We start from the raw sequence: 22,006 nt of genomic DNA, 5'->3' as shown, positions 1-22,006 counted from the left end.
ATGAGCAAAGGCAAAACCATCGTCCTCTTTCCGGAGGCGGCCTTCGGCCCCGCCCTCAATTGCGTCGGCATCGCCCAGCGCTTGAAGAGCATGGGCCACAACCCGGTCTTCGTCTGCGACAAGGGCTTCAAGGGCGTCTTCGAGAAATACGGCTTCGAGGAGAACCTGGTCGATATGTCCGGCGGCATGTCGGATGAGGAGATCGCCAAGTTCTGGGCCAATTTCATCGCCGAGAAGCAGCCGCATTTCCGCCTGTCGCCGATCGACCAGCTGCCGACCTATGTCATCCCGGTCTGGGAAGCGATCGTCGATTCCGCGATCATCGCCGAAGACGGTCTCAAGAAGCATCTCGACCGCATCAAGCCCGATCTGGTGGCCGTCGACAACGTCATCCTGTTCCCGGCCATCAAGAAGGCCGGCTGCCCCTGGGTGCGCATCATTTCCTGCTCCGAGAACGAGATTCCTGACGAGGATATCCCGCCGCATCTCTCCGGCTGCCACGAGAACGACAAGGCCGGCTTCAAGGCCTTCGACGACCGCTTCCTCGAACTGGTGAAGCCCACCCACGCCCGCTTCAACGAATTCATGGTGAAGCAGGGCGAGAAGCCCTATCCACTGGGCCAGTTCTTCGAAGCCTCACCCACCATGAACCTGCTGCTTTACCCGAAGCCCTTGGCCTTCAAGCGCCGCGTGCCGCTGAGCCCGGCGCAGTTCCAGTATCTCGAAGGCTGTGTGCGCGACGAAGGCACCTACACCGTGCCGCAATTCAAGGCGCATAACGACAAGCCGCTGATCTATGTATCCTACGGTTCACTGGGTGCGGCCGATGTCGATCTCTACAAGAACCTCATCAAGGCCTTTGCCAAGCTCCCCTACCGCTTCCTGATGAATGTCGGCGACTATATCGGCGAATACAGCGACGTGCCCGGCAACGTGCATCTCGAAAGCTGGTATCCGCAGCCGGCCGTCATCCCACATGTCGATCTCTTCATCCATCACGGCGGCAATAACAGCTTCAACGAGGCACTGTTCTTCGGCAAACCCGCCATCATCATGCCCTTCTGCTGGGACGGCCTCGACAACGCCGCCCGCATCCACGACACGGGTTATGGCGATCAATTGCCGCGTTATACCTGGACCGAAGAGCAGTTGAGCGCGATGATCGCGCGCTTGCTTGCCGACAAGGCGATGAAACAACGCCTCAACGAGGTGGCCAAGCATATGCAGGCTGCCAAGGGCACCGAGAAAGCCGCCAATATCCTCGCCGAGATTGCCGAGACGGGAAAGTTCAAGCCGTGAGCAACAAATCGAACCTCGCGTCCTCGGCGCCGCATATCTACGACGCCACCAACTTCAACGACCTCGCCGATTGGGGCGAACAGCCGGATTGCCTGGCCAACCATCCTGTCGGCCCGTCGAAATCCTCCGGCCGCCTGCTGTTCAAACGGCCGGATGCCAGCGTCGGCGGCAACTCGCCGGAAACCGGCCTCTGGGTGGTGACGCCCGGCAAGTGGCCGCTGTCGATCCCGCGCGACGAGTTCTGTCACTTCATTGCCGGCCGCGCGACCTATGTCCGCGACGACGGCGAGGTGATCGAGGTTCGCCCCGGTACCTGTGTCCATTTCACCGCCGGCTGGACCGGCATCTGCACGGTCCACGAGACCCTGCGGAACGTCTATATGCTGCGATAGGAGTGCATGCGCCATGACGACACCCGTCATCTACAACCCGAAATCCGTGACCGAGGTGAAGGATTGGGGCCCGATACCGACCATGATCGAAGGCCAGTCCATGACCTCCGGTGTGCTCCTCCACAAAGGCCCCAATGGAGAGAACGAGACCGGTATCTGGATCTGCACGCCGGGCTTCTGGAACTGCCACGTCACCCGTGACGAGTTCTGCCATTTCATGCTGGGCCGCTGCACCTACACCCATGAAAGCGGCGAAGTGATCGAGATCTACCCCGACACCATCGCCTTCTTTCCCCAGGATTGGAAAGGCACCTGCCGCGTCCACGAGACCGTGCGCAAGGTCTATATGATTCGATAAGTTCTTCTACGCCGCGCAAATAATTCTCGTCATGCCCGGGCTTGACCCGGGCATCCACTTTCGAAAGCGGCACCAGTGGATCCCCGGGTCAAGCCCGGGGATGACGTTTCAGAGTATCAGGTGATGCCCATGCCAGCCTTCGACCCAACCCTCGGCCAGATCTTCCTCGGCAACGATCACGTCGCTGCACCCGGCGCAGCGCTCGCCGCGGTGAAGAACCCGGCCGATCTCTCGACCGTGGGCCACGTGGCGCAGTGTGGGCAGGCGACGCTCGACGCCGTGCTAACCCAAGCCAAGGCCGCGCAGAAGGATTGGGCGAAGCTCGACGGCAAGAGCCGCGCGGCCGCCCTTCACCGCCTCGCTGACGCCATGGAGCACGCGACGGCCGGCCCCGCTGCCGAGCTGATGACGCGCGAGATGGGCAAGCCCTTCACCGAATCCGTCGGCGAGCTCCTCAATGTCGGCCCGATCTTCCGCTACTACGCCGAATTGGCACGGGAAGATGGCGGCTTCGTCGCAGCGCCCACGGTGCCGGGGTCCCTCCAATATGCGCGCTGGTACCCCTACGGCGTCACCGCGCATATCGTCCCCTACAACTTCCCCATCATCCTGATGGCCTTCACGGTGGCGGCGTCGCTCGCCGCCGGCAATGCCGTGGTGATCAAGCCGGCACCGGCGACCTCGCTCTCGACACTCGCTTTCATGGAGCACTTCAAGGCGCTCCCCGCCGGAATCGTCTCCTGTGTCACGGGTGGCGTTGAGACGGCCAAGGCCCTCATCAACGACGCGCGCATCGCTGCCGTGGCCTTCACCGGTTCGGTCGAGGCCGGCCGCGACGTGGCGGCTGCCTGTGGTCGACTGCTGAAGCCCTGCGTCATCGAGGCGGGCGGGTCCGATCCCATGATCGTCATGGACAGCGCGGACCCTGAGATTGCCGCCGCCGCTGCGGTCACCGGCGCCTTTCATCTCTCCGGCCAGATCTGCACCTCGACCGAGCGCATCTTCGTGCATGAGAAAGTGCATGACGCCTTTGTCGGCGCCATGGTGAAGCGCACGCAAGAACTCCGCATCGGCCCCGGCCTCGGCAATGTCGAGCTGGGCCCCCTGGTCTCCGAAGCCGCGCGTGCCAAGGTGATGCGCCTGGTCGACCAGGCGGTGGCGCAGGGCGCCAAGATCGCGTACGGCGGTCGCATTCCGCCCGCCCACAACACCGGCTGGTTCTACGAACCCACCATCCTCACCGGTGTGACACCGGATATGGATTTGATGCAGGCGGAAATGTTCGGTCCCGTCGCACCCATCATCCGCGTGCGCAGCTTCGACGAGGCCATCGACCTCGCCAACGCCTCGCGCTTTGGTCTCGGCGCCTCGATCTTCACAGCGAAGCTCGATGAAGCCATTGCGGCAACGGACCGCCTTGAGGCCGGCATGGTCTGGGTCAACAATGTGCTGGGCGACAACGACGCGCTGCCCTTCGGCGGGTGGAAGCTCTCCGGCCTCGGGCGCTCGTTAAGCCGTCTGGGCCTCAACGCTTTCCGCCAGTCGAAGATGATCATGCTGGACCCGAAGGCGGAACTGCAATCCTGGTGGTATCCTTATTCCGAGGATTTCTATACTGAGCGCGGCGGCCGCTGGGCTTAAGGACGGACATATCATGAAGCACCTCTACCATCCGAGCGCCCTCGACCCCAACAATCCGGTCAAGAGCTGGTGGCGCGACTCGAAGACGGATTTCCCCGACTACCCGCAGCTCGAGGCCGAGATCGAAACCGATGTCGCCATCATCGGCGGCGGCTTCACCGGTCTCTCCGCCGCCTATCACCTACAGCGCGATCACAATGTAGAGGCCGTGGTGCTGGAGCGGTCCTATATCGGCTGGGGTGCCTCGGGCCGCAATGGCGGCTTCTGCTGCATGGGCTCCTCGAAGATGCCGTGGAGCAAGATGATCGAGAAATTCGGCCTTGAGGAGGCGCAGACCTTTTGGCGCAGCCAGAAGGCGTCGGTCGAACTGGTGGCCGACATCGTCGAGCGCGAGAATCTGGACATCGACAAGACGGGTGTCGGTGAAATCTCGCTCGCCCACAAGACGACGCTGGTCGATGCGCTGAAGGAAGACGCCGCCTTCATGGCGAAGAATTTCGGCGCGCAAGAAGTTTTCGTCAGTAAGGAGGAACTGGTCGAGCGCGGCCTCAATTCCCCCGGCCTGCATGCCGGCGTCGCCAATCCGGTCGGCTTTGGTCTCAACCCGTGGAAATATGTGAACGGCCTCGCCGCCGCCGCCTCTCGCGCGGGCGCCAGGATCTACGCCAGGAGCGAGGTCATCAACTGGTCGCGCGAGGGATCGAAGCATGTCCTCGTGACCCCGCGCGGCCGCGTGAAAGCCAACAAGGTGCTGATCGCCACCGCCGCCTATACCGCGGAAGACCTCCATCCCGATTACGGCGGCCGCATCATGCCGGCCCTGTCGTCGATCGTGGTGACGCGGCCGATGAATAAGAACGAGCTGGGTGCGCAGGGCTGGACCAGCACCACGCCGGTCTACGACATCCGCTATCTGCTGCATTACTTCCGCCTGTTGCCCGACGGCCGCATGATGTTCGGCGGCCGCGGTGGCTTGTCGGCTGAACCCGGCGCCCTCGATCGGCAGTTGGACAATATCGAGGCGGCCTTCCGCGCCTATTACCCGGAATGGCGCCATGTCGAGATCACGCACCGCTGGTCGGGGCTGCTGTGCCTGGCGCAGGATCTGGTGCCGCATGTGGGTAGCTGGGACGAGCAGCCGGGTGTCTATTTCGCCATGTGCTATCACGGCAATGGTGTCGCCATGGGCACTTGGTCGGGGCGTGCTGCCGCACGCGCCATGGTCGGCGGGGTGGAGGAGCGGCCGAACTTCATCCGCCGCCCGCCGCCCAAATTCCCGCTGCCCTTCCTGCGCCCGCTCTATTTGCGCGGCGCCTATCTAACCTACGGCATAAAGGACGCGCTTAAGTAACCGGCGGGGTGAACCCGGCATCTTGTGAGGGCGACCAAGGCGTGACACCCTTCGTTTCAGGGGACAAGCCATCCATTCACAAGGTGCCTTATGCGCAAGCTCATCCTGGCGGCCGCCCTCCTGCTGCCGCTGCCCGCGTTCGCGGACCCACTGGTTCAGGAATCCGCGCCCTCGACCATCTCGGTCGACAGGCAAGGCGAGAATTTCCGCGTCGTCAATGACAGCCGCCGCTACCAGACCAATATCCTCGCCTCGGTGCAGGCGAAGAACCTGCTGCTCTATCAATTGCTCGAGATCGAGCAGCACCAGGTCTCGACCGAAGGGCCGCAGACCGAACAGTCGTTCGAGGAATCGACCGCCAAGGTCACGGTCTATCCGCTGACCGAGAAGGGCAAGGGTGCCGCCGCCTTCACCATCGAAGGCAAGGCCGACGCCGTCACGGCGATGGGCAATTACCTCACCCTCACGCGCTATGGCTGCTGCGTCGAGATGCCGACTTACGCCGTCTATTCGCTGGAAAGCGGCAAATACCTCTTCAACGCCACGGGCGAGGGCCAGTCGGGCCAATGGACCACGATGGGGGCCCAAGGCGGCTGGGCGTTCGAGCGCATCTTCGCAATCCACGCCCGGATCACCGCAGCCGATGACGATCTGTTCGGCGACGAGAAGAACGGCGCCGTCATCCTCACCTATGCAAAGGAGAACGAGCCGCTGCAGCGCGTGATGCTGATCGCGAGCGCGGACGACATGGCACACGATCAGCCGCTGGAATGGATGCCGAAGATCGACCTGGTGAGTGCCGCCTACCCGAAGGGCATCGACCGCATCTTCATCGACCGCTTCGACAAACCGGAAAACCTCTTCACCGACGCGACGCTGCGCCTGACGTTGGATGAAGGAACGGTGGTGGAAATCCCCCTGGTCGCCGACAAGCTCGACCTCAAAGCAGCCAAGCTGCCCCAGGGCTACAGCCTCAAAGAGATAAAGCTGTAGCAGGCTTCACGCCTTCGCGGAGACACCCCTCACCCCACCCTCTCCCCACTATCGTGGGGCGAGGGAGTTTCAACCGGGCTAGATGGATAGCCCCTCGCCCCGCTTGCGGGGAGAGGGGTTGGGGTGAGGGGTCTGCCCCTACCGATCGTTCGCCGGGCGCGGCATCAGGCAGCTGGCCCGCACCGAGCGGAAGCCGCTCTTGATTTGCGCCAAAGGCTGGAAATACCAGCCGCGCACGCCGATCAACACCGGCTTCACACAGACGTCATCACGTTTGGCGGCGACGCTCATGACTGAACTCTTGATCGTTGGATCTGCATCATTGGCGACAATCATTGCCGGATCTTTCTGGCAACAACATGACGGCTCGGTGACGCTTTTGCGGGGAAGGACATCTGCGAGGGGAGGAAAGGGGTCGCCGGCGGGTAAGGTTGGGGGGCATGAAGTCCCGCCGGCGGGGTGTTTGAGGGGTGGGGCATCAGGGCCCTGTCCGATAACACCCAAAGTCATATTCAATCGCAAACTAAGGGAAACTCTCGACGGGTGCCCTTAGGGGAAGGGTAGCGCCGTCGACCGACTAGATATTGGGACGACGGCGCCGGTTTTGCAGTGATTGGGGTCACATGGTCGCGCCAAGGCCCGAAATGACCTAATGCACTGGAATCGGCAGGGGATTCGGCAGGGATGCGGAATCGGGGGGGCGGGAACCCGAAAAAAGAGGGGCTGCCGGGGCCGCTATTGCGCCTTGACGATCTCGCCATTGCCGGCAAAGCCGGCTTCGGCGAGGGCCACGAAGGGGGCCATGATCTCGTCCGGCGTCTTCAGGCTCATCGGGTCTTCCCCGGGATAGGCCTTGGCGCGCATGCGGGTGCGGGCGCGGCCGGGGTCGATGATATTGGCCCGGACCTTGGTCTGCAGGATTTCTTGGGCATAAATGCCCACCATCATCTCCAAGGCCGCCTTGGAGATGGCATAGGTGCCCCAATAGGCCCGGGGCCCCCGGGCGGCACCCGAACTGACGAAGATGGCGCGCCCCGCCTCCGACTGGCGCAGCAAGGGGTCCATGACCCGGAGCAGGCGCCAATTGGCGGTGAGGTTGAGGTCGATGACCTCCTGGAATTCCTTCGGGGAAATATGACCGAGGGGCGAGAGGGTCCCGAGCACGCCGGCATTGCCGACCAGGATATCGAGGCGCCCATAGCGCTCGTAAAGAGCAGCGCCCAGCCGGTCGATGGCGTCAAAGTCCTTGAGGTCGAAAGGCACCAGCAGGCTGGTCTTGCCGCTGATCTGCCGGATCTCGTCGTCGATCTCTTCCAGTCCGCCGGTGGTACGGGCGGTCAGGATCATCTCGGCCCCTTCGCTCGCATAGGCCCGGGCGATGGCGGCACCGATCCCGCGCGAGGCGCCGGTCACAAGCGCAATTCTCCCGGCCAACCGGCCGGTTCCGGCGATGTCGGTCATGATCTACGCGCTCTTTTCGGCCAGCAGTGACAGCTGCGTGATCTTGTCGTTGTTCTGGTCGGTGAGCTCGGTCGGGTAATCGCCGGTGAAGCAGGCATCGCAATATTGCGGATTGGCCTTGTCCCGGCCCTCATGGCCCATGGCGCGATAGAGGCCGTCCAATGAGATGAAGGCGAGGCTATCGCAGCCGATGAAATCGGCCATTTCCTGGACCGTCATGTTGGCAGCGAGCAGCTTGCTGCGCTCCGGCGTGTCGATGCCATAGAAGCAGGAATAGGAGGTGGGCGGGCTGGAAATGCGCATATGCACTTCCGTGGCACCGGCCTGGCGCATCATCTCGACGATCTTCTTCGAGGTGGTGCCGCGCACGATCGAATCGTCGACCAGGATGATGCGCTTGCCGGCGACCTTCGCCCGGTTGGCATTGTGCTTCAGCTTCACGCCGAGATGCCGGATCTGGTCCGTGGGCTCGATGAAAGTGCGCCCGACATAATGGTTGCGGATGATGCCGTATTCGAACGGGATGCCGGACCCTTCGGCATAGCCCAGTGCTGCCGGCACGCCGGAATCCGGCACCGGGATCACGACATCGGCCTCGACGCCGCTTTCCTTGGCAAGCTCGGCGCCGATGCGCTTGCGCGCATCATAGACGCTGACACCCTCCATCACCGAATCGGGCCGGGCGAAATAGATGTATTCGAACACGCAGAAGCGATGCTTGGTCGGCGAGAACGGGCGCATCGAGGTGACGCCGTTCTTGTCGAGAATGACCATCTCGCCCGCTTCGACGTCGCGGATATACTCGGCGCTGACGATATCGAGGGCGCAGGTTTCTGAGGCAAGGATATAGCCGTCGCCGAGCTTCCCCAGCACCATCGGCCGGACCCCTAAGGGATCGCGCACGCCGATCACCATGTCCTTGGCGATGGCGACGATCGAATAGGCGCCTTCGACCTGGTGCAGCGCGTTGATCAGGCGGTCGACCACGCCACCGCGCAAATGCGTCGCCATCAGGTGCGGAATGACTTCGGTGTCTGAGGAGGCCTGGAAGATCGAGCCGCGCTTCACCAGCTCGCGGCGAATCGCCGAGGCATTGGTGAGGTTGCCGTTATGGGCGACGGCGATGCCGCCGAAGGCGAGCTCGGCAAAGAAGGGCTGCACATTCCTGAGCGCCGTTTCACCGGTGGTGGAATAGCGCACATGGCCGATGGCGGCGCGGCCCTTCAGCGGCCCCACGACACTTTCGGCGGAAAAATTGTCGGCGACATGGCCCATCGCGCGGTGGGCATGGAAGTCCTCACCGTCATGGCTGACGATGCCGGCTGCTTCCTGACCGCGATGCTGCAGGGCATGGAGTCCGAGAACGGTGCGGGTGGCGGCTTCTTCGACACCAAATATGCCAATAATGCCGCACTCCTCCTTCAAATGGTCGTCATCGAAGGGGTGTGTCGTAAGCATCGGCAGTTACCTTTTTCCGGCCGGGTTATTCGGAACCCTGGATTAGTCGGTTTAGGTCGTTGCGTTCGGCGTCCTTATACCCCGATCCGGCGTCTTGTCCACCCGGTTCTTGGGCACCAGCACCTCCGTTTGTGCTGCTAGGCTCTGTGCCCTGCGCATTGGTGCTATTCGAGGCGCCGTTCGGCGCGATCGTCTGCAGCGCATTGCCCAAGGCCTGGCCTTGCTCGACCGCATCCAGCGAGCGGTTGATGGCGTCCTCGCCGGTCTTGAGAATATCGTCGGGCAACAGCTTCAGCATGAAAGCCGCCCCTCGTTCCACAACCGGCAGGAACCGCGCTTCGTTCACCATATCTGGGCGCTCGGTCGGGTTTGGCAAGGCCCAGACCATCAGGATATAGGCGGCGCAGACGACGACCGAGCCGCGCACCAGGCCGAACACCAGGCCCAGCGACCGATCGAGGGCACCCAGGCCATTGCCGCGCACCTGGGCGGAAATCCAATGATTGAGCATGCCGCACAGAACCAGCGTCACCACGAAGATGCCGATGCCGGCGGCGATGTCGGCCAGCAGCGGCTCCGCGATGTATTGCCGCACGACGGCCCGGGCCGGGGTGAAGAAGGCGACGGTCGCGATCACCGCGCCGATCCAGCCCAGAATCGACAGCAATTCCTTGATGAAGCCGCGCGAGAAGGCGAGCAGCGTCGAGAGCCCGATGACACCCAGGATGATGAGGTCGAGGAAGTTCAACGCGTTTTCTCTCCTGCCCGCCCCTGATGTTGCTGTCCCTGATGCTGCTGCCGGCTGGCCGTCACGGTTGCGGCCAGCGCATTGGAACGCACTTCATTATAGAGCCAATCGATCATCTCTTGCAGATGCCCGATTTCAATCAGCTCGATTCCCGGAACTTTCAGTGGCTTGCCGCCGGCCTGGCTGAGGCGCTTAGGGAGAATCGCCCGCTTGAAGCCCAGCTTCGCCGCTTCTTTGAGGCGCGTTTCCGCCTGCGCCACCATGCGCACCTCGCCCGAAAGGCCGATCTCGCCAAAGGCGATGAGGTCCGAGGGCGCCGGCCGGTCGGAGAGCGAGGAAATGAGAGCGAGAGCGACCGAGAGATCCGCGGCCGGCTCCGAGATGCGCAGGCCCCCGGCGATGTTGAGATAGACTTCGCTGCCGGCCAACCCTAAGCCGCAGCGCGTCTCGAGGACGGCGAGAATCATCGCCATGCGGGCGCTGTCCCAACCCACCACGGCCCGGCGCGGTGTGGCGAGCGGCGAGGGCGAGACCAGCGCCTGCACCTCGACCAGCACGGGCCGCGTGCCCTCGATGCCGGCAAAGACCGAGACGCCGGAGATATTGCCGTGGCGCTCGGCGAGGAACAGGGCCGACGGGTTGGGCACTTCGGCCAAGCCCCGGTCCGACATCTCGAAGACGCCGATCTCATTGGCGGGGCCGAAGCGGTTCTTCACCGAACGCAGGATCCGGAAATGATGTCCGCGCTCGCCTTCGAAATAGAGCACCGTATCGACCATGTGCTCCAGCACGCGCGGACCGGCGATCTGGCCTTCCTTGGTGACATGGCCGACCAGCAGCAAGGTGAAACCGCGCGATTTGGCGAGGCGAATGAGTTCGGCCGAACAGGTCCTGACCTGCGCCACGGTGCCGGGTGCCGAATCGAGGCTGTCGAGATAGAGCGTCTGGATGGAATCGATGACGACGATCTCCGGGCAATCCGGCCGGTCGAGGCTCGCCATGATGTCGCGCAAGGATGTAGCGGCGGCGAGTTCCGTGGTGATATCGCTGACCTTGCGGTTTTCGTCGACGCCGACGCCCAAACGCTTGGCGCGCAGCTGCACCTGCTCGATCGCCTCTTCGCCCGAGATATAGGCGACGCGCACATCGCGCAGCATCGTCGCCACCTGCAGCATCAGGGTCGATTTGCCGATGCCGGGATCGCCGCCGATGAGGACCGCGGAACCGCGCACCAACCCGCCGCCGGTGACGCGGTCGAACTCCGCCATGCCGGTCGGCCGCCGAATGGTCTGCGGCACGTCGCCATCGAGGGCGACGAAGGTGACACCCTTGCCACGCCGCCCCGACAAGCCCTTCGGCACATCGCCGCCGGAGACCGGCTCCTCGACGATCGAATTCCACGCCCCACACGCCTCACACTTCCCCGCCCATTTCGGGAAAGCGGAACCGCAGGACTGGCAGACATAATTGCGAACGGGCTTAGCCATGCAAGATACCCCTCACCCCCGCCGACGCATGTCGGCATTCGCCGACTGGCCTCTCCCCACTTCGTGGGGCGAGGGAGTTTAGAGCGAGACCGGCCTCAAGCCCCTCGCCCCTCTGGGGAGAGGGGTTGGGGTGAGGGGAAGCCTTCAGACAGATTCCCACCGTCCGCCTCAGAGCGGCCGGACGGGCATGCGGATGGGACCCTCAGCGCGGCCTTGCACGAATTGCTCGACATGGGCGTTGCCGGAATGATCGACCGATTTCGCATCGCCCGACCAGATGATGCGGCCCTCATAGATCATGGCGGCATGGTCGGCGATGGCGCGCAAGGAATGCATGTCATGCGTGATGGAGAGCGCCGTGGCGCCCAGCGAGCGCACGCATTTGACGATGAGCTCGTTGATCACCTGCGCCATGATGGGATCAAGGCCGGTGGTCGGTTCGTCGAAGAAGATGATCTCCGGCTCGACCGCGATGGCACGCGCCAGCGCGACACGCTTCTGCATGCCGCCCGAAAGCTCCGCCGGAAACAGTTCGCCCACTTCCGCGCCAAGCCCCACGGCGGCCAGCTTGCGCAAGGCCACGTCCTTCGCCGATTTCCGGTCCATGCCGCGCCCGGAGATCAGGCCGAAGGCGACATTCTCCCAGACCGGCAGGCTGTCGAACAGCGCCGAACCCTGGAACAGCATGCCGAACTTGCGCATGATGTCTTCGCGCTGGCTGGTCTTCATGCCGACCACTTCCTGGCCGTCGATCTCGATCGAGCCCGAATCCGGCTCGATGAGGCCAAGGATGCATTTGATGAGAACGGATTTGCCGGTGCCGGAGCCGCCGATGATCACCAGCGACTGGCCCCGCGGCACGTCGAGATCGACGCCGTTCAAGACCTGCTTGGCCCCGAATGCCTTCTTTAACCCGCGCACCTTGATCTTGAGATCGGTCATCGGCTGAAGAAGATCCCGGTGATGATGAAGTTGGCGGCGAGAATGAGGATCGAGGCGCTGACCACCGCATCTGTCGTCGCCTTGCCCACACCCTGCGCACCGCCCTTGGATTGGAAGCCGTTATAGGTGCCCATCAGTGCGACGATGAAGCCGAAGGCCGCGGCCTTGACGAGGCCGGAGACGATGTCGATCGTCTCGACGAAATCGACCGTGTTCTTCAAGTAGATCGACGGGCTGAAATCCAGCTTGTAGACGCTGACCAGATAGCCGCCGAAGACGCCGATGATATCGGCGATGCCGACCAGCACGGGCAGCATCAGAACGGCGGCGATAAGCCGCGGGGCAATCAGGTATTTGAAGGGGTTGGTCGAGAGCGTGCGCAAGGCATCGATCTGTTCAGTGACGCGCATGGTGCCGATCTCGGCTGCCATGGCGGCGCCGACGCGCCCCGCCAGCATCAGGCCGGCCAGCACCGGGCCCAATTCGCGGGTGAGCGAAATGACGACGACATAAGGGATCGTCGCCTCGGCGTTGAGGCGCGACACGGCGACATAGGTTTGCAGCACCAGCACCATGCCGGTGAAGACCGCGGTCATGCCGACAACCGGCAATGAATAGAAGCCGATCTCGATCATCTGCCGCACGATGAGGCGCGGATAGATCGGCGGCGTCAGGCAATGCAGCAGCGATTTCAGCGTGAAGAGCGCCAGGCGCCCGATCGATTCCAGGCTCCCCAGGAAGGTCCGCCCGACCGGCTGCAGGACCGGTACGGTCATGCCCACATCCTCATGCCGGACACCGCGCTCATTGCGCGCCCACATAGCGGCGCTGGAAGCGTGTGCCCAGATTGGTGAGAATTTCATAGCCGATCGTGCCGGCATCGCGCGCCACGGCGTCGACATTCTGCTCCGGGCCGATCAAATCGACACTCATGCCCGGAGAAACGCTCCCCCGCGGCAAGTGACCGACATCGATTGTGATTAGATCCATCGAGACGCGACCCACAATCGGGGCCCGCTGGCCAGCCACGAAGACCGCACCCCGATTGCCCAGTGACCTGAAAATCCCGTCCGCATATCCGGCCCCGATCGTGGCCAGGACGGACGGCCCCCGAAACTGATGCGAGGCACCATATCCAACGGTCATATTCAAGTCAACCTCGCGTAATTGCAGGATTTTTGCCTGCAACCGCACGACTTGACGCAGGGGGTTTTCAGCCCCCAGAACCGGGTTGATGCCATAGAGCGCTGCCCCCGGCCGGGCGAGGTCGAAATGATAGTCGGCGCCGAGGAAGATCGACGAGGAGGCGGCCAGCGATCGCAAGGTCCGGCCAATACTGCCCACGCGCGGGGGCAGTCGCAGGCTGCCGGTGATTTCGCGGAAGCGCCGCAGCTGCGCCCGGTTCTGCGGATGCTCGGGATCGTCGGCGCAGGCGAGGTGGCTCATGATGAGGACCGGGTCGATGCCGTCGAGGAGATGCGGGTCGGCAATGAGCCGCACCGCTTCGTCGTGGGAGAGGCCCAACCGGTTCAAGCCGGTGTCGAATTGCAGCCCGGCGGGCCTTGCCCCCATGCCGCGGCTGGTCGATTGCCAGCGCTCGATCTCCGCCATGGAATTGAGGATGGGGATAAGCTCGTTTCCGGCCACATCCCGCTCCGATCCCGGCGGCAGGCCGTTCATCAGATAGATCCGGGCCCCCGGCAGCAGCGGTCGCAGGCCGAGGCCTTCATCGACCGTCGCCACGAAGAAGTGGTTGCACCCGGCCCGCCTGAGATGCGGGGCGATCATGGCGGCCCCTAGGCCATAGCAATCGGCCTTGACCGCCGCCCCGCAGGCGGCTGGCGAAAGGCGGCCGGCCAGCAGCCGGTAATTGGCGACGATCGCGCCGATATCGATGGTCAGCGCCGCAGAATAGGAATCGGGCATCTTGGGTTGGGCCCGCCTATTCGGATTGTGCCGGGACGTAATCGCTGCGCAGCAGATCGCTGAACTTGGTCAGCATGCCCTCGAACTGCAGCGGCACGGTGCCGATCGGGCCATGGCGCTGCTTGGCGATGATGACTTCGGCGACGTTATGGACGCGCTCCATTTCGCGCTGCCATTCCATCATCTTGTCGGTCTCGTGGTCCCCGGGCTTCTTGCGCTCGTGATAGTACTCTTCGCGATAGACGAACATGACGACGTCGGCGTCCTGCTCGATCGAACCCGATTCACGCAGATCGGCGAGCTGCGGGCGCTTGTCGTCGCGTTGCTCGACGGCACGGCTGAGCTGCGACAGGGCGATGACGGGAACGTTCAGTTCCTTGGCGATGGCTTTGAGGCCGCGGGTGATTTCCGAGATTTCCTGGACCCGGTTCTCCGACCGCGCGTTGGCCGAGCGCATCAGCTGCAGGTAATCGATGATGATGAGATCGAGCCCATGCTGGCGCTTCAGGCGCCGGGCGCGGGTGCGCAGGGCCGGAATGCTCAAGGCCGGCGTGTCGTCAATGAAGAAGCCGGCCGAGCTCATCTCATTGGCGGCCTCGACGACGCGGATGAATTCCTCGTCCCCCTTGATGTCGCCACGGCGGATGCGGTCGGACGCGACGCCCGACTTTTCCGCCATGATACGCAGGGCCAGCTGTTCCGATGACATTTCCATCGAGAAGAAGGCGACCTTGTAGCGCGTGCCGGTATTCTCTTCCTTGAAGGCGGATGCGGCGTTGAAGCCCATATTCGTGGCCAGCGCCGTCTTGCCCATGGAAGGACGGCCGGCAAGGATGATGAGATCGGAGGGCTGCAGACCGCCGAGCTTGCGGTCGATATCGGTCAATCCCGTCGTCACACCGGTCAGATGGCTGTCGCGTTTGAAGGCGGCTTCGGCCATCTGCAGCGCCGAGACGACGATGGTCTTGAAATCCTTCGGGCCGCCCTCGGTCTGGCCGGTTTCGGCGAGCGCAAAGAGCTTGCCTTCGGCGGCTTCGATCTGCTGCACCGCGCTGACGTCGGTGTCGTGGATATAGGCCTCGTTGACCGTGATCTCGCCGAGGTCGATCAACTGGCGACGCAGATACAGATCATGGATCGTGCGGCCATAATCCTCGGCATTGATGACGGTGACCACGGATTGCGCCAGCTGCACCAGATAGGTAGCGCCGCCGATTTCGGAAAGCGCCCCATCCTGATCGAACAGGTTCTTCAGCGTCACCGGGTTGGCGATCTGCCCGCGTTCGACCAGCTTTCCTATGGCGGCATAGATGCGGCCATGCAGCGGATCGGCGAAATGCTCGGGCCGCAGGAATTCGTTGACCCGGTCATAGACCAGATTGTTGGCCAGCACCGCACCCAGCAGCGCCTGTTCGGCTTCGAAATTGACGGGGGGGGTGCGCGTCGGCGCATTACCGCTGCCGGGCAACCTGGTGACGTTGTTTGTATTCGTGGCTTCCATGGCGGCGACCCTAGCAGAGTATCGCCCACGATCATCTGTGGAACGCTGTGGATAACGTGGATGATAGCATTATCTTATGATTCGCCACGCGCTCCTCGTCGTCATGGTCCGCGCAGGCGGACCACCCACGAATATGTTTCTAACTAACGGATATCGGCCAGAAACTAGTAGGTCCTCCGCCTTCGCGGAGGATGACGAGAGAGGGCGTATTGGTGCCTAAAGCCTCAGTGTTCCTCGCCCATATCGTCGACCTTGCCGACGACGATCTGCAGTTCCACCTTGCCGGCCTTGGCGAAGGTGAGGGTGACGGGGAAGGTGTCGCCCTCGGCCAGTGGCTTCTTCAATCCCATCAGCATGATATGGAGGCCATGGGGTTTCAGTTCCACAACGCCATGCGGGGGAATGTCGACGGCGCCGGCCGGTGCCATCTTCATCATGTCATTCTCCATCGACATCTGATGGACCTCCGTCATGGCGGCAATGTCGGAGGAGGCACTCAGCAGCTGGTCCGGCGAATCGCCGGTGTTCTCGATCTTCACATAAGCGGCACCGGTCTTGGCACCGGCCGGCGTCGCCCGCGACCAGGCGTGATGGAGGATGAGCGCACCCAGCTTCTGTTCATGGGCTGCGGCAAAAGTCGTCAGGGCACCGGTGGCGATCAGCGCGGCGACGAGGAGGGAGATAAGTTTCTGCATGATGATCAAGCTCCTTGAGCCAGAAGTTCTTTGAGCCGGGTGACCATTTCATCCGGCTGCATGTTGCCGGCGAGAACGCCGGCGTATTCAAAATCGGGGTTCATGACGATGATCGCCGTGCTGTGATCCATCAGATAGAACTCGCCCTCGCCCTGTTTGGCGTAATAGACGCGGAATTTCTTCGCCGTTTCGGCGATCTCTTCCGGCGTGCCGGTGAGGCCCATGATGCGCGGATCGAAGGAGGTGAGGTATTCCTTCAAGACCGCCGGCTTGTCGCGCTCGGGATCGATCGAGACGAAGACCGGCTGGATCTTGTCGGCATCGGCCCCAAGTTTCGACAGCACCAAGGTGAAGGTGTTGAGCGCTGTCGGACAGGCATCCGGGCAGAAGGTGAAGCCGAAGAAGAAGAGCGAATATTTGCCCTTCACCGCGGCTTCCGTCACCTCTTGTCCGTCGGTGCCAATGAGCTTGAACGGCCCGCCGACGGCGAGGCTGTCGGCGACATGGCGGTTGTTGAGAACGTAACTGGCGCCGAGCCCGCCCAGGGCCGCAACGGCCACAGCGGAGACCAGCAGAGCGCGCCGGTTCATGGGATTTCTCCTGATGGAATTCAGATCAAACGCAAGGCCGGTTGGGCGGTGCGTCAGCAGCAAGCGATGGATCAGGCGATGAAAGCCGGCGGTGCCTGCGGATAAAAGGCGCTCCCGTCGGTATCTGCTGGGGCCGATATCTCGGCGAGCGGTACCGGCAGGGCCCGGGTCCAGGCCGTGACAACGCTGAAGGCCACATCGGGTGCCGCGAAACCATGCGACTGGGCGAGGGTGAAGCAGACCGGGCAGGAAGCGTGCTGGCCCGGCTTGGCAGGCTCGCCTTTCGCCGGCATGCCGAAGCCAAGGCAGGTCGCGGCAAAGCTCTGCGCTTCCTCAGAGGTGAGGGCAGCCGCGCGCATGGCGCCTTGCATCGCCTCGGCCGGCATGATTTGGGCGCCAAGCTGCAGGCAGAGCGCCAAGAGCCCCGCCGCGAGGGCGATCCAGCGGCGCTTGAAACGCAACGATGAGGGGCGGCTCGGCATGGGGGCAGTCTAACCTCTGTACCGGCCGGGCGCCAGTTGGGGGAGCGGATTGCGACGCATCGCCCCAGTCCCTCAAAAGAAAACGGCCGCCCTGGTTAAGGGGCGGCCGTTCCGATCACGCTGAAAGTTGCGTGACTTACTCTTCGGTCTTCGCTTCGTCGGTCGCTTCCGCGGCCTCGGCGAGGAGCTTGTCGAGATCGGGCGTATCGTCGTCGTCCGTCTTGGCGACGAAGCCGCCGGCCTTCTCCTGCATCGCTGCTTCGTCTTCCGACTTGGCAACGTTCGCCGTCACGGAGACGACGACTTCCGGATGCAGGGCAACGCGGACCGGGTGCAGGCCCAAGGTCTTGATCGGCTTGTCGAGGACCACCTGACGGCGGTCGACGGTGAAGCCGGCCTTGGTGACACCTTCGGCCACGTCACGACCCGAAACCGAACCGAACAGGATGCCGGTTTCCGACGCCTGGCGGATGAGGACGATCTTCAGACCATCGACCTTGCCGGCAATCTTCTGCGCTTCTTCTTTGAGCTTCAGATTGTTGGCTTCGATCTGGGCGCGCTGGGTTTCGAAACGCTTCTTGTTCTCTTCGGTGGCGCGGAGCGCCTTCTTCTGCGGCAGAAGGAAGTTGCGGGCGAAGCCCGGCTTCACATTCACCACATCGCCGATGTGACCAAGCTTTTCGACGCGCTGGAGCAAAATGATTTCCATGGTGAAGTACTCCTTACTTCAACACGTAGGGCAGCAGGCCGAGGAAGCGGGCGCGCTTGATCGCCTGGGCGAGAACGCGCTGCTTCTTGGTGCTGACCGCGGTGATGCGGCTGGGGACGATCTTGCCACGCTCGGACACGAAACGGCCGAGGAGCTTGACGTCCTTATAGTCGATCTTCGGGGCATTCGGGCCCGAGAACGGGCACGACTTGCGGCGACGGAAGAACGGACGACGGCCACCGCCGGCGCCACCACGGCCACCTTCGCGGCCACCCTCACGACCACCTTCGCGGCCGCCTTCACCACCACGACCGCCTTCGCGGCCGCCACGATCAAACTCGCTCATGAACGGTCTCCTTCACCTTCGGCAGCAACAGCCGGGCGTTCGCCACGGTCACGACCACCAAAACCACCTTCGCGGCGCGGGCGATCGTCACGATCGCGACCGCCGAAACCACCTTCGCGACGCGGACGATCGTCACGGCCGCCTTCGCGGTCGCGGCCCTTGGACTGCAGCATGGCGCTGGGGCCAGCTTCCAGTTCATCGACGCGCACGGTCAGGTAACGCAGCACGTCTTCGTTGAGGCGCATGTTGCGCTCGACTTCGACGATGGCGGCAGCCGGGGCATCGATGTTCAGGAGAACATAATGGCCCTTGCGGTTCTTGTTGATGCGGTAGGTGAGACCCTTGAGGCCCCAATATTCCTTCTTAGTCACCGAACCGCCCTGGGCGGTAATGATGCCGGTGAAGGTTTCGGCCAAGGTGTCGACCTGCTGGGCCGTGACATCCTGGCGCGCAATAAAGACGTTCTCGTAGAACGGCATTAAGCAACTCCCTTTGGCTCTTAGCGGCCCGCTGCTGGTCTGCCGGGAATCGGCAACGCATCAGCTGAACTGGTTGGAAAATCCAATCATTTCACGGGCCTAGCCGATCCCCTCGCACCGTCAGCGGGTGGCACTCGAAAGAGTGACGGAGGGTCGGCAGGGCTATGGACGGGCGGGTTATACACAGGGGGTGCCGGTTGGGCAAGGGTCGGGGCAATGGCCCCTCAGGTCTTCCGGCCATCATAGGGGATGCGGGTAACCTTCGTCAGGTCGATTCCTTCCAGGCAGCGGACATTGATGGCGGCCGTTGCCGTCCCATCCGGCGCCGTACCGAAGCCGAAGGGGGCGCAGCCACAGGTCGGGCAGAAATGGTGGTCGATGACGTGCTTATTGAACTTATAGGTCGCCATCTGGAGCTCAGGCGCGCCAAGGCGCAGCTTGGCGCGCGGCACGAACCACAGCAGATAGCCTTTGCGGCTGCAATGCGAGCAATTGCACTCGATGACGTCGCCGAAGCTACCTTCGACCTCGAATCTGATCTGGCCGCAATGGCAGCTGCCGTTTTGGATGGTTTTGTCCATGATTTGTTCCTTCCGTGAACTTGTTGTATCGCGCCCCGACAGGTCGGCCCGGTGCTTGACGAGCGGGCCGGTCCTGGGCTCTAAGCCCCGCACTCTATCTCCCCAAGATCTCCCAGAGGAGGCAAACCTGATGCGCGCTTTCGTGTTCCCGGGCCAGGGGTCGCAGGCCGTCGGCATGGGCAAGGCTTTGGCCGAGGCGTTCACTTCCGCGCGGCTCGTCTTCGAGGAAGTCGACGACGCGCTGGGGCAGAAGCTCTCCAAGCTGATGTTCGAAGGGCCGGAAGGCGACCTTACCTTGACCGAGAATGCGCAGCCGGCGCTGATGGCGGTCAGCCTTGCCGTGTTGCGCGTGCTGGAGACGGAAGGGAAATTCCGCCTCGCCGACAAAGCGAGCTTCGTCGCTGGTCATTCCCTGGGCGAATATTCGGCGCTGGCCGCTGCCGGCGCCTTTACGCTCGCTGATACGGCGCGCCTCCTTAAACTGCGCGGCCAGGCGATGCAGAAGGCCGTGCCAGTGGGCGAGGGTGCCATGGCAGCGCTCCTCAATTTCGATCTCGAGCGCGCGCTGAAGGTGGCGGCGCAAGCGGCGGAGGAAACCAAGCTGGTTTGCGCGGTCGCCAATGACAACGATCCAAGCCAAGTCGTCGTCTCCGGCGCCAAGGCCGCGGTCGAGCGTGCCGGTGCCTTGGCGCTGGAAGCCGGCGCCAAGCGCTCGGTCATGCTGCCGGTCTCTGCGCCCTTCCATTGTCCGCTGATGCAGCCGGCGGCCGACGCGATGGCGGAAGCCTTGGGCAAGACCGATATCAAGATGCCGGTGGTGCCGGTCATCGCCAATGTGACGGCGGCACCCGTGTCCGATCCTGCCACCATCCGCCAGCTGCTGGTCGACCAGGTCACCGGCACCGTGCGCTGGCGCGAAAGCGTCCAGAAGATGAAGAGCCTCAATGTGTCTCACGTCTTCGAGCTGGGCGCCGGCAAAGTGCTGAGCGGCCTGGTGAAGCGCATCGACAAGGAAATCGAGGCGCAATCGGTCGGTCAGCCGGCCGATATCGAAGCGGCGCTGAAAGTCTTGATATAAGAGCGCAAGCCGCGCTTGCGGATACACCCCTCACCCCGACCCTCTCCCCGCCAGCGGGGCGAGGGGGTTTCTACAGGAGTTCACGAACATGTTCGATTTGACCGGCAAGACCGCGCTCGTGACGGGCGCTTCGGGTGGCATCGGCGGCGCCATCGCCACGGCGCTGCACGCGCAGGGTGCCACGGTGGCGCTCGCCGGTACGCGGCGTGACGCCCTCAACAAGCTCGCGGGCGAACTCAAAGACCGCGTCCATGTCTTCACCGCCGATCTTGGGGATGCCGCCTCGACCGAGGCGTTGCTCAAAGATGCCGAGGGCGCCATGGGCAAGCTCGACATCCTCGTCAACAATGCGGGCCTGACGCGCGACAACATCGCCATGCGCATGAAGGACGAGGAATGGCAGAAGGTGATCGACGTCAATTTGACGGCCGGTTTCCGCCTGGCGCGCGCCGCCATGCGCGGCATGATGAAGCGCCGCTTCGGGCGCATCATCGGCATCACCTCGGTCGTGGGTGTCACCGGCAATCCGGGCCAGGCCAATTACGCCGCCGCCAAGGCCGGCATGATCGGCATGTCGAAGGCGCTGGCCCAGGAACTGGCCAGCCGTTCCATCACGGTCAATTGCGTGGCGCCGGGCTTCATCGAAACGGCGATGACCGATGCCCTCACTGACGACCAGCGCAACCAGATCCTGCCCAAGGTTCCGGCCGGGCGCCTGGGCCATGCGGGGGAAATCGCCGCCGCCGTGGTCTACTTGGCCAGCGACGAGGCCGCCTATGTGACTGGCCAGACGCTGCATGTGAACGGCGGTATGGCCATGATCTGATTACATTTTTATGTGATCGGGTCGGAGAGCATTGGGGCTACTGGTCAAGTCCACGAGAGTTGTGTTAAGTGACCGCTGACTGACACTTTCTGATTCACTCGAAAGCGGGGCGAAAGCCGGGCCGAAGGCCAGAACGGAACCGTTCGTCGGGTGCGGAATTCGGGTAACAATTGCAAGGACCGTCGGCCGAGGAAAACGGCCGGCTCAAACAAGGGAAGACATAGAGATGAGCGACGTTGCTGAGCGCGTGAAGAAGATCGTGATCGAGCACCTCGGCGTGGAAGAAGCCAAGGTCACCGAAGGTGCGAATTTCATCGACGATCTGGGCGCGGACAGCCTCGATACGGTCGAGCTGGTGATGGCGTTCGAAGAGGAATTCGGTTGCGAGATTCCGGACGACGCCGCCGAGAAGATCCTGACCGTCAAGGACGCCATCGACTATATCAAGTCGAAGTCTGCCTAAGATTTTTTCCGGCCGATGCTGTTGATCAAGTATTTGATCACCAAATATTTGATCTCTGGCGGCGGCCGGAACGATTGAGAAATCACGTGCGGGCCCCGGTTTCGGGGCCCAAACGATTTCTAGCGATGAGCATTTTCGGGACATTTGCGTCGCTTGTGGCGGCGCATGCGTGGACCGAGGCGTGAAGTTAAACGGCAAAG

The 22,006-nt window shown here is 63.0% G+C and carries 24 protein-coding genes and 1 pseudogene; 9 read left to right on the top strand and 16 right to left on the bottom strand.

What is annotated here, in order from left to right; translation table 11 throughout:
- From SMD31_RS07355 to SMD31_RS07330, 6 genes are all read left to right on the top strand, one after another.
- Window positions 1–1,299: a glycosyltransferase gene (locus SMD31_RS07355; protein WP_320500161.1), complete on the top strand. Its 1,299-nt coding sequence runs from the start codon at window positions 1–3 to the stop codon at window positions 1,297–1,299.
- Window positions 1,296–1,691 (top strand): cupin domain-containing protein, encoded by a 396-nt coding sequence (locus tag SMD31_RS07350; protein WP_320500160.1) that lies wholly within the window; start codon window positions 1,296–1,298, stop codon window positions 1,689–1,691. Before SMD31_RS07355 ends, SMD31_RS07350 begins: the two co-directional genes overlap by 4 nt.
- 13 nt (window positions 1,692–1,704) lie before the next feature.
- Complete coding sequence (locus SMD31_RS07345) at window positions 1,705–2,049, top strand: cupin domain-containing protein (RefSeq protein WP_320500159.1); 345 nt, start codon at window positions 1,705–1,707, stop codon at window positions 2,047–2,049.
- Between the two features lie 129 nt (window positions 2,050–2,178).
- Window positions 2,179–3,690 carry an aldehyde dehydrogenase family protein gene (locus SMD31_RS07340; protein ID WP_320500158.1) on the top strand — a complete coding sequence of 504 codons (1,512 nt, stop codon included), beginning with the start codon at window positions 2,179–2,181 and terminating at the stop codon, window positions 3,688–3,690.
- A gap of 13 nt (window positions 3,691–3,703) precedes the next feature.
- Window positions 3,704–5,041, top strand: a complete 1,338-nt coding sequence (locus tag SMD31_RS07335) for an NAD(P)/FAD-dependent oxidoreductase (RefSeq protein ID WP_320500157.1) — start codon at window positions 3,704–3,706, stop codon at window positions 5,039–5,041.
- A gap of 90 nt (window positions 5,042–5,131) precedes the next feature.
- The gene (locus SMD31_RS07330; protein ID WP_320500156.1) at window positions 5,132–6,034 is read left to right on the top strand and encodes a hypothetical protein; all 903 of its coding nucleotides are present in this window, start codon (window positions 5,132–5,134) and stop codon (window positions 6,032–6,034) included.
- 138 nt (window positions 6,035–6,172) lie between these two features.
- On the opposite strand, the gene SMD31_RS07325 is transcribed toward SMD31_RS07330, so the two are convergent.
- The 16 genes and pseudogenes from SMD31_RS07325 to SMD31_RS07250 all read right to left on the bottom strand — a co-directional run bounded on the left by SMD31_RS07325 (window position 6,173) and on the right by SMD31_RS07250 (window position 19,439).
- Window positions 6,173–6,325 (bottom strand): hypothetical protein, encoded by a 153-nt coding sequence (locus SMD31_RS07325; protein WP_320500155.1) that lies wholly within the window; start codon window positions 6,323–6,325, stop codon window positions 6,173–6,175.
- A 444-nt stretch (window positions 6,326–6,769) separates the two neighbouring features.
- Window positions 6,770–7,495, bottom strand: a complete 726-nt coding sequence (locus SMD31_RS07320) for an SDR family NAD(P)-dependent oxidoreductase (protein ID WP_320500154.1) — start codon at window positions 7,493–7,495, stop codon at window positions 6,770–6,772.
- Window positions 7,496–7,498: 3 nt separating this feature from the next.
- Entirely contained in the window at window positions 7,499–8,953 is a 1,455-nt protein-coding gene (gene purF / locus SMD31_RS07315) for an amidophosphoribosyltransferase (protein ID WP_320500153.1), read from the bottom strand.
- A 25-nt stretch (window positions 8,954–8,978) separates the two neighbouring features.
- Window positions 8,979–9,701, bottom strand: coding sequence for a CvpA family protein (locus SMD31_RS07310; protein WP_320500152.1), 723 nt, complete (start codon window positions 9,699–9,701; stop codon window positions 8,979–8,981).
- The gene (gene radA, locus SMD31_RS07305) at window positions 9,698–11,188 is read right to left on the bottom strand and encodes a DNA repair protein RadA (RefSeq protein WP_320500151.1); all 1,491 of its coding nucleotides are present in this window, start codon (window positions 11,186–11,188) and stop codon (window positions 9,698–9,700) included. The genes SMD31_RS07310 and radA overlap by 4 nt, the downstream gene beginning before the upstream one ends.
- A gap of 168 nt (window positions 11,189–11,356) precedes the next feature.
- Entirely contained in the window at window positions 11,357–12,130 is a 774-nt protein-coding gene (locus tag SMD31_RS07300) for an ABC transporter ATP-binding protein (RefSeq protein ID WP_320500150.1), read from the bottom strand.
- On the bottom strand, window positions 12,127–12,906 hold the full coding sequence (locus tag SMD31_RS07295; protein WP_320500149.1) for an MlaE family ABC transporter permease: 780 nt from the start codon (window positions 12,904–12,906) through the stop codon (window positions 12,127–12,129). Before SMD31_RS07295 ends, SMD31_RS07300 begins: the two co-directional genes overlap by 4 nt.
- 28 nt (window positions 12,907–12,934) lie before the next feature.
- Window positions 12,935–14,056: an alanine racemase gene (alr, locus tag SMD31_RS07290; RefSeq protein ID WP_320500148.1), complete on the bottom strand. Its 1,122-nt coding sequence runs from the start codon at window positions 14,054–14,056 to the stop codon at window positions 12,935–12,937.
- Window positions 14,057–14,072: 16 nt separating this feature from the next.
- Window positions 14,073–15,557, bottom strand: coding sequence for a replicative DNA helicase (locus SMD31_RS07285; protein WP_320500147.1), 1,485 nt, complete (start codon window positions 15,555–15,557; stop codon window positions 14,073–14,075).
- Window positions 15,558–15,781: 224 nt separating this feature from the next.
- Complete coding sequence (locus SMD31_RS07280; protein WP_320500146.1) at window positions 15,782–16,252, bottom strand: copper chaperone PCu(A)C; 471 nt, start codon at window positions 16,250–16,252, stop codon at window positions 15,782–15,784.
- Window positions 16,253–16,257: 5 nt separating this feature from the next.
- Window positions 16,258–16,842, bottom strand: a complete 585-nt coding sequence (locus tag SMD31_RS07275) for an SCO family protein (RefSeq protein WP_320500145.1) — start codon at window positions 16,840–16,842, stop codon at window positions 16,258–16,260.
- Window positions 16,843–16,913: 71 nt separating this feature from the next.
- Window positions 16,914–17,324, bottom strand: a complete 411-nt coding sequence (locus SMD31_RS07270; RefSeq protein WP_320500144.1) for a hypothetical protein — start codon at window positions 17,322–17,324, stop codon at window positions 16,914–16,916.
- Window positions 17,325–17,460: 136 nt separating this feature from the next.
- On the bottom strand, window positions 17,461–18,033 hold the full coding sequence (gene rplI / locus SMD31_RS07265) for a 50S ribosomal protein L9 (protein ID WP_320500143.1): 573 nt from the start codon (window positions 18,031–18,033) through the stop codon (window positions 17,461–17,463).
- Window positions 18,034–18,046: 13 nt separating this feature from the next.
- Window positions 18,047–18,268, bottom strand: a pseudogene (gene rpsR, locus SMD31_RS07260) (30S ribosomal protein S18); the annotation flags it as partial.
- Window positions 18,269–18,375: 107 nt separating this feature from the next.
- Complete coding sequence (rpsF, locus tag SMD31_RS07255) at window positions 18,376–18,858, bottom strand: 30S ribosomal protein S6 (RefSeq protein ID WP_320500141.1); 483 nt, start codon at window positions 18,856–18,858, stop codon at window positions 18,376–18,378.
- 224 nt (window positions 18,859–19,082) lie between these two features.
- Window positions 19,083–19,439, bottom strand: a complete 357-nt coding sequence (locus tag SMD31_RS07250) for a GFA family protein (protein ID WP_320500140.1) — start codon at window positions 19,437–19,439, stop codon at window positions 19,083–19,085.
- 127 nt (window positions 19,440–19,566) lie between these two features.
- Between SMD31_RS07250 and fabD the strand changes: the two genes are divergently transcribed.
- The 3 genes from fabD (at window position 19,567) to SMD31_RS07235 (ending at window position 21,806) form a co-directional block, all read left to right on the top strand.
- Window positions 19,567–20,517 carry an ACP S-malonyltransferase gene (gene fabD / locus SMD31_RS07245; protein WP_320501011.1) on the top strand — a complete coding sequence of 317 codons (951 nt, stop codon included), beginning with the start codon at window positions 19,567–19,569 and terminating at the stop codon, window positions 20,515–20,517.
- A gap of 88 nt (window positions 20,518–20,605) precedes the next feature.
- A complete protein-coding gene (fabG, locus tag SMD31_RS07240) occupies window positions 20,606–21,343 on the top strand; it encodes a 3-oxoacyl-[acyl-carrier-protein] reductase (protein WP_320500139.1) in 738 nt (245 codons plus the stop codon).
- 226 nt (window positions 21,344–21,569) lie between these two features.
- Window positions 21,570–21,806, top strand: coding sequence for an acyl carrier protein (locus SMD31_RS07235; protein WP_133613758.1), 237 nt, complete (start codon window positions 21,570–21,572; stop codon window positions 21,804–21,806).
- The last annotated feature ends 200 nt before the right edge of the window (window positions 21,807–22,006 follow it).

This window comes from Dongia rigui (assembly GCF_034044635.1).
Taxonomy (GTDB): domain Bacteria; phylum Pseudomonadota; class Alphaproteobacteria; order Dongiales; family Dongiaceae; genus Dongia; species Dongia rigui.
The sequence above is the reverse complement of the archived record's forward strand: the minus strand, read 5'-3'. Positions and strand labels throughout refer to the sequence as shown.

Bases quoted from the DNA above. Each gene is read 5' to 3' on its own strand.
- SMD31_RS07355 (WP_320500161.1), top strand. From the start codon at position 1: ATGAGCAAAGGCAAAACCATCGTCCTCTTTCCGGAGGCGGCCTTCGGC.
- SMD31_RS07345 (WP_320500159.1), top strand. From the start codon at position 1,705: ATGACGACACCCGTCATCTACAACCCGAAATCCGTGACCGAGGTGAAG.
- SMD31_RS07340 (WP_320500158.1), top strand. From the start codon at position 2,179: ATGCCAGCCTTCGACCCAACCCTCGGCCAGATCTTCCTCGGCAACGAT.
- SMD31_RS07335 (WP_320500157.1), top strand. From the start codon at position 3,704: ATGAAGCACCTCTACCATCCGAGCGCCCTCGACCCCAACAATCCGGTC.
- SMD31_RS07330 (WP_320500156.1), top strand. From the start codon at position 5,132: ATGCGCAAGCTCATCCTGGCGGCCGCCCTCCTGCTGCCGCTGCCCGCG.
- SMD31_RS07325 (WP_320500155.1), bottom strand. From the start codon at position 6,325: ATGAGCGTCGCCGCCAAACGTGATGACGTCTGTGTGAAGCCGGTGTTG.
- SMD31_RS07320 (WP_320500154.1), bottom strand. From the start codon at position 7,495: ATGACCGACATCGCCGGAACCGGCCGGTTGGCCGGGAGAATTGCGCTT.
- purF (WP_320500153.1), bottom strand. From the start codon at position 8,953: ATGCTTACGACACACCCCTTCGATGACGACCATTTGAAGGAGGAGTGC.
- radA (WP_320500151.1), bottom strand. From the start codon at position 11,188: ATGGCTAAGCCCGTTCGCAATTATGTCTGCCAGTCCTGCGGTTCCGCT.
- SMD31_RS07300 (WP_320500150.1), bottom strand. From the start codon at position 12,130: ATGACCGATCTCAAGATCAAGGTGCGCGGGTTAAAGAAGGCATTCGGG.
- SMD31_RS07295 (WP_320500149.1), bottom strand. From the start codon at position 12,906: ATGACCGTACCGGTCCTGCAGCCGGTCGGGCGGACCTTCCTGGGGAGC.
- alr (WP_320500148.1), bottom strand. From the start codon at position 14,056: ATGCCCGATTCCTATTCTGCGGCGCTGACCATCGATATCGGCGCGATC.
- SMD31_RS07285 (WP_320500147.1), bottom strand. From the start codon at position 15,557: ATGGAAGCCACGAATACAAACAACGTCACCAGGTTGCCCGGCAGCGGT.
- SMD31_RS07280 (WP_320500146.1), bottom strand. From the start codon at position 16,252: ATGCAGAAACTTATCTCCCTCCTCGTCGCCGCGCTGATCGCCACCGGT.
- SMD31_RS07275 (WP_320500145.1), bottom strand. From the start codon at position 16,842: ATGAACCGGCGCGCTCTGCTGGTCTCCGCTGTGGCCGTTGCGGCCCTG.
- SMD31_RS07270 (WP_320500144.1), bottom strand. From the start codon at position 17,324: ATGCCGAGCCGCCCCTCATCGTTGCGTTTCAAGCGCCGCTGGATCGCC.
- rplI (WP_320500143.1), bottom strand. From the start codon at position 18,033: ATGGAAATCATTTTGCTCCAGCGCGTCGAAAAGCTTGGTCACATCGGC.
- rpsF (WP_320500141.1), bottom strand. From the start codon at position 18,858: ATGCCGTTCTACGAGAACGTCTTTATTGCGCGCCAGGATGTCACGGCC.
- SMD31_RS07250 (WP_320500140.1), bottom strand. From the start codon at position 19,439: ATGGACAAAACCATCCAAAACGGCAGCTGCCATTGCGGCCAGATCAGA.
- fabG (WP_320500139.1), top strand. From the start codon at position 20,606: ATGTTCGATTTGACCGGCAAGACCGCGCTCGTGACGGGCGCTTCGGGT.
- SMD31_RS07235 (WP_133613758.1), top strand. From the start codon at position 21,570: ATGAGCGACGTTGCTGAGCGCGTGAAGAAGATCGTGATCGAGCACCTC.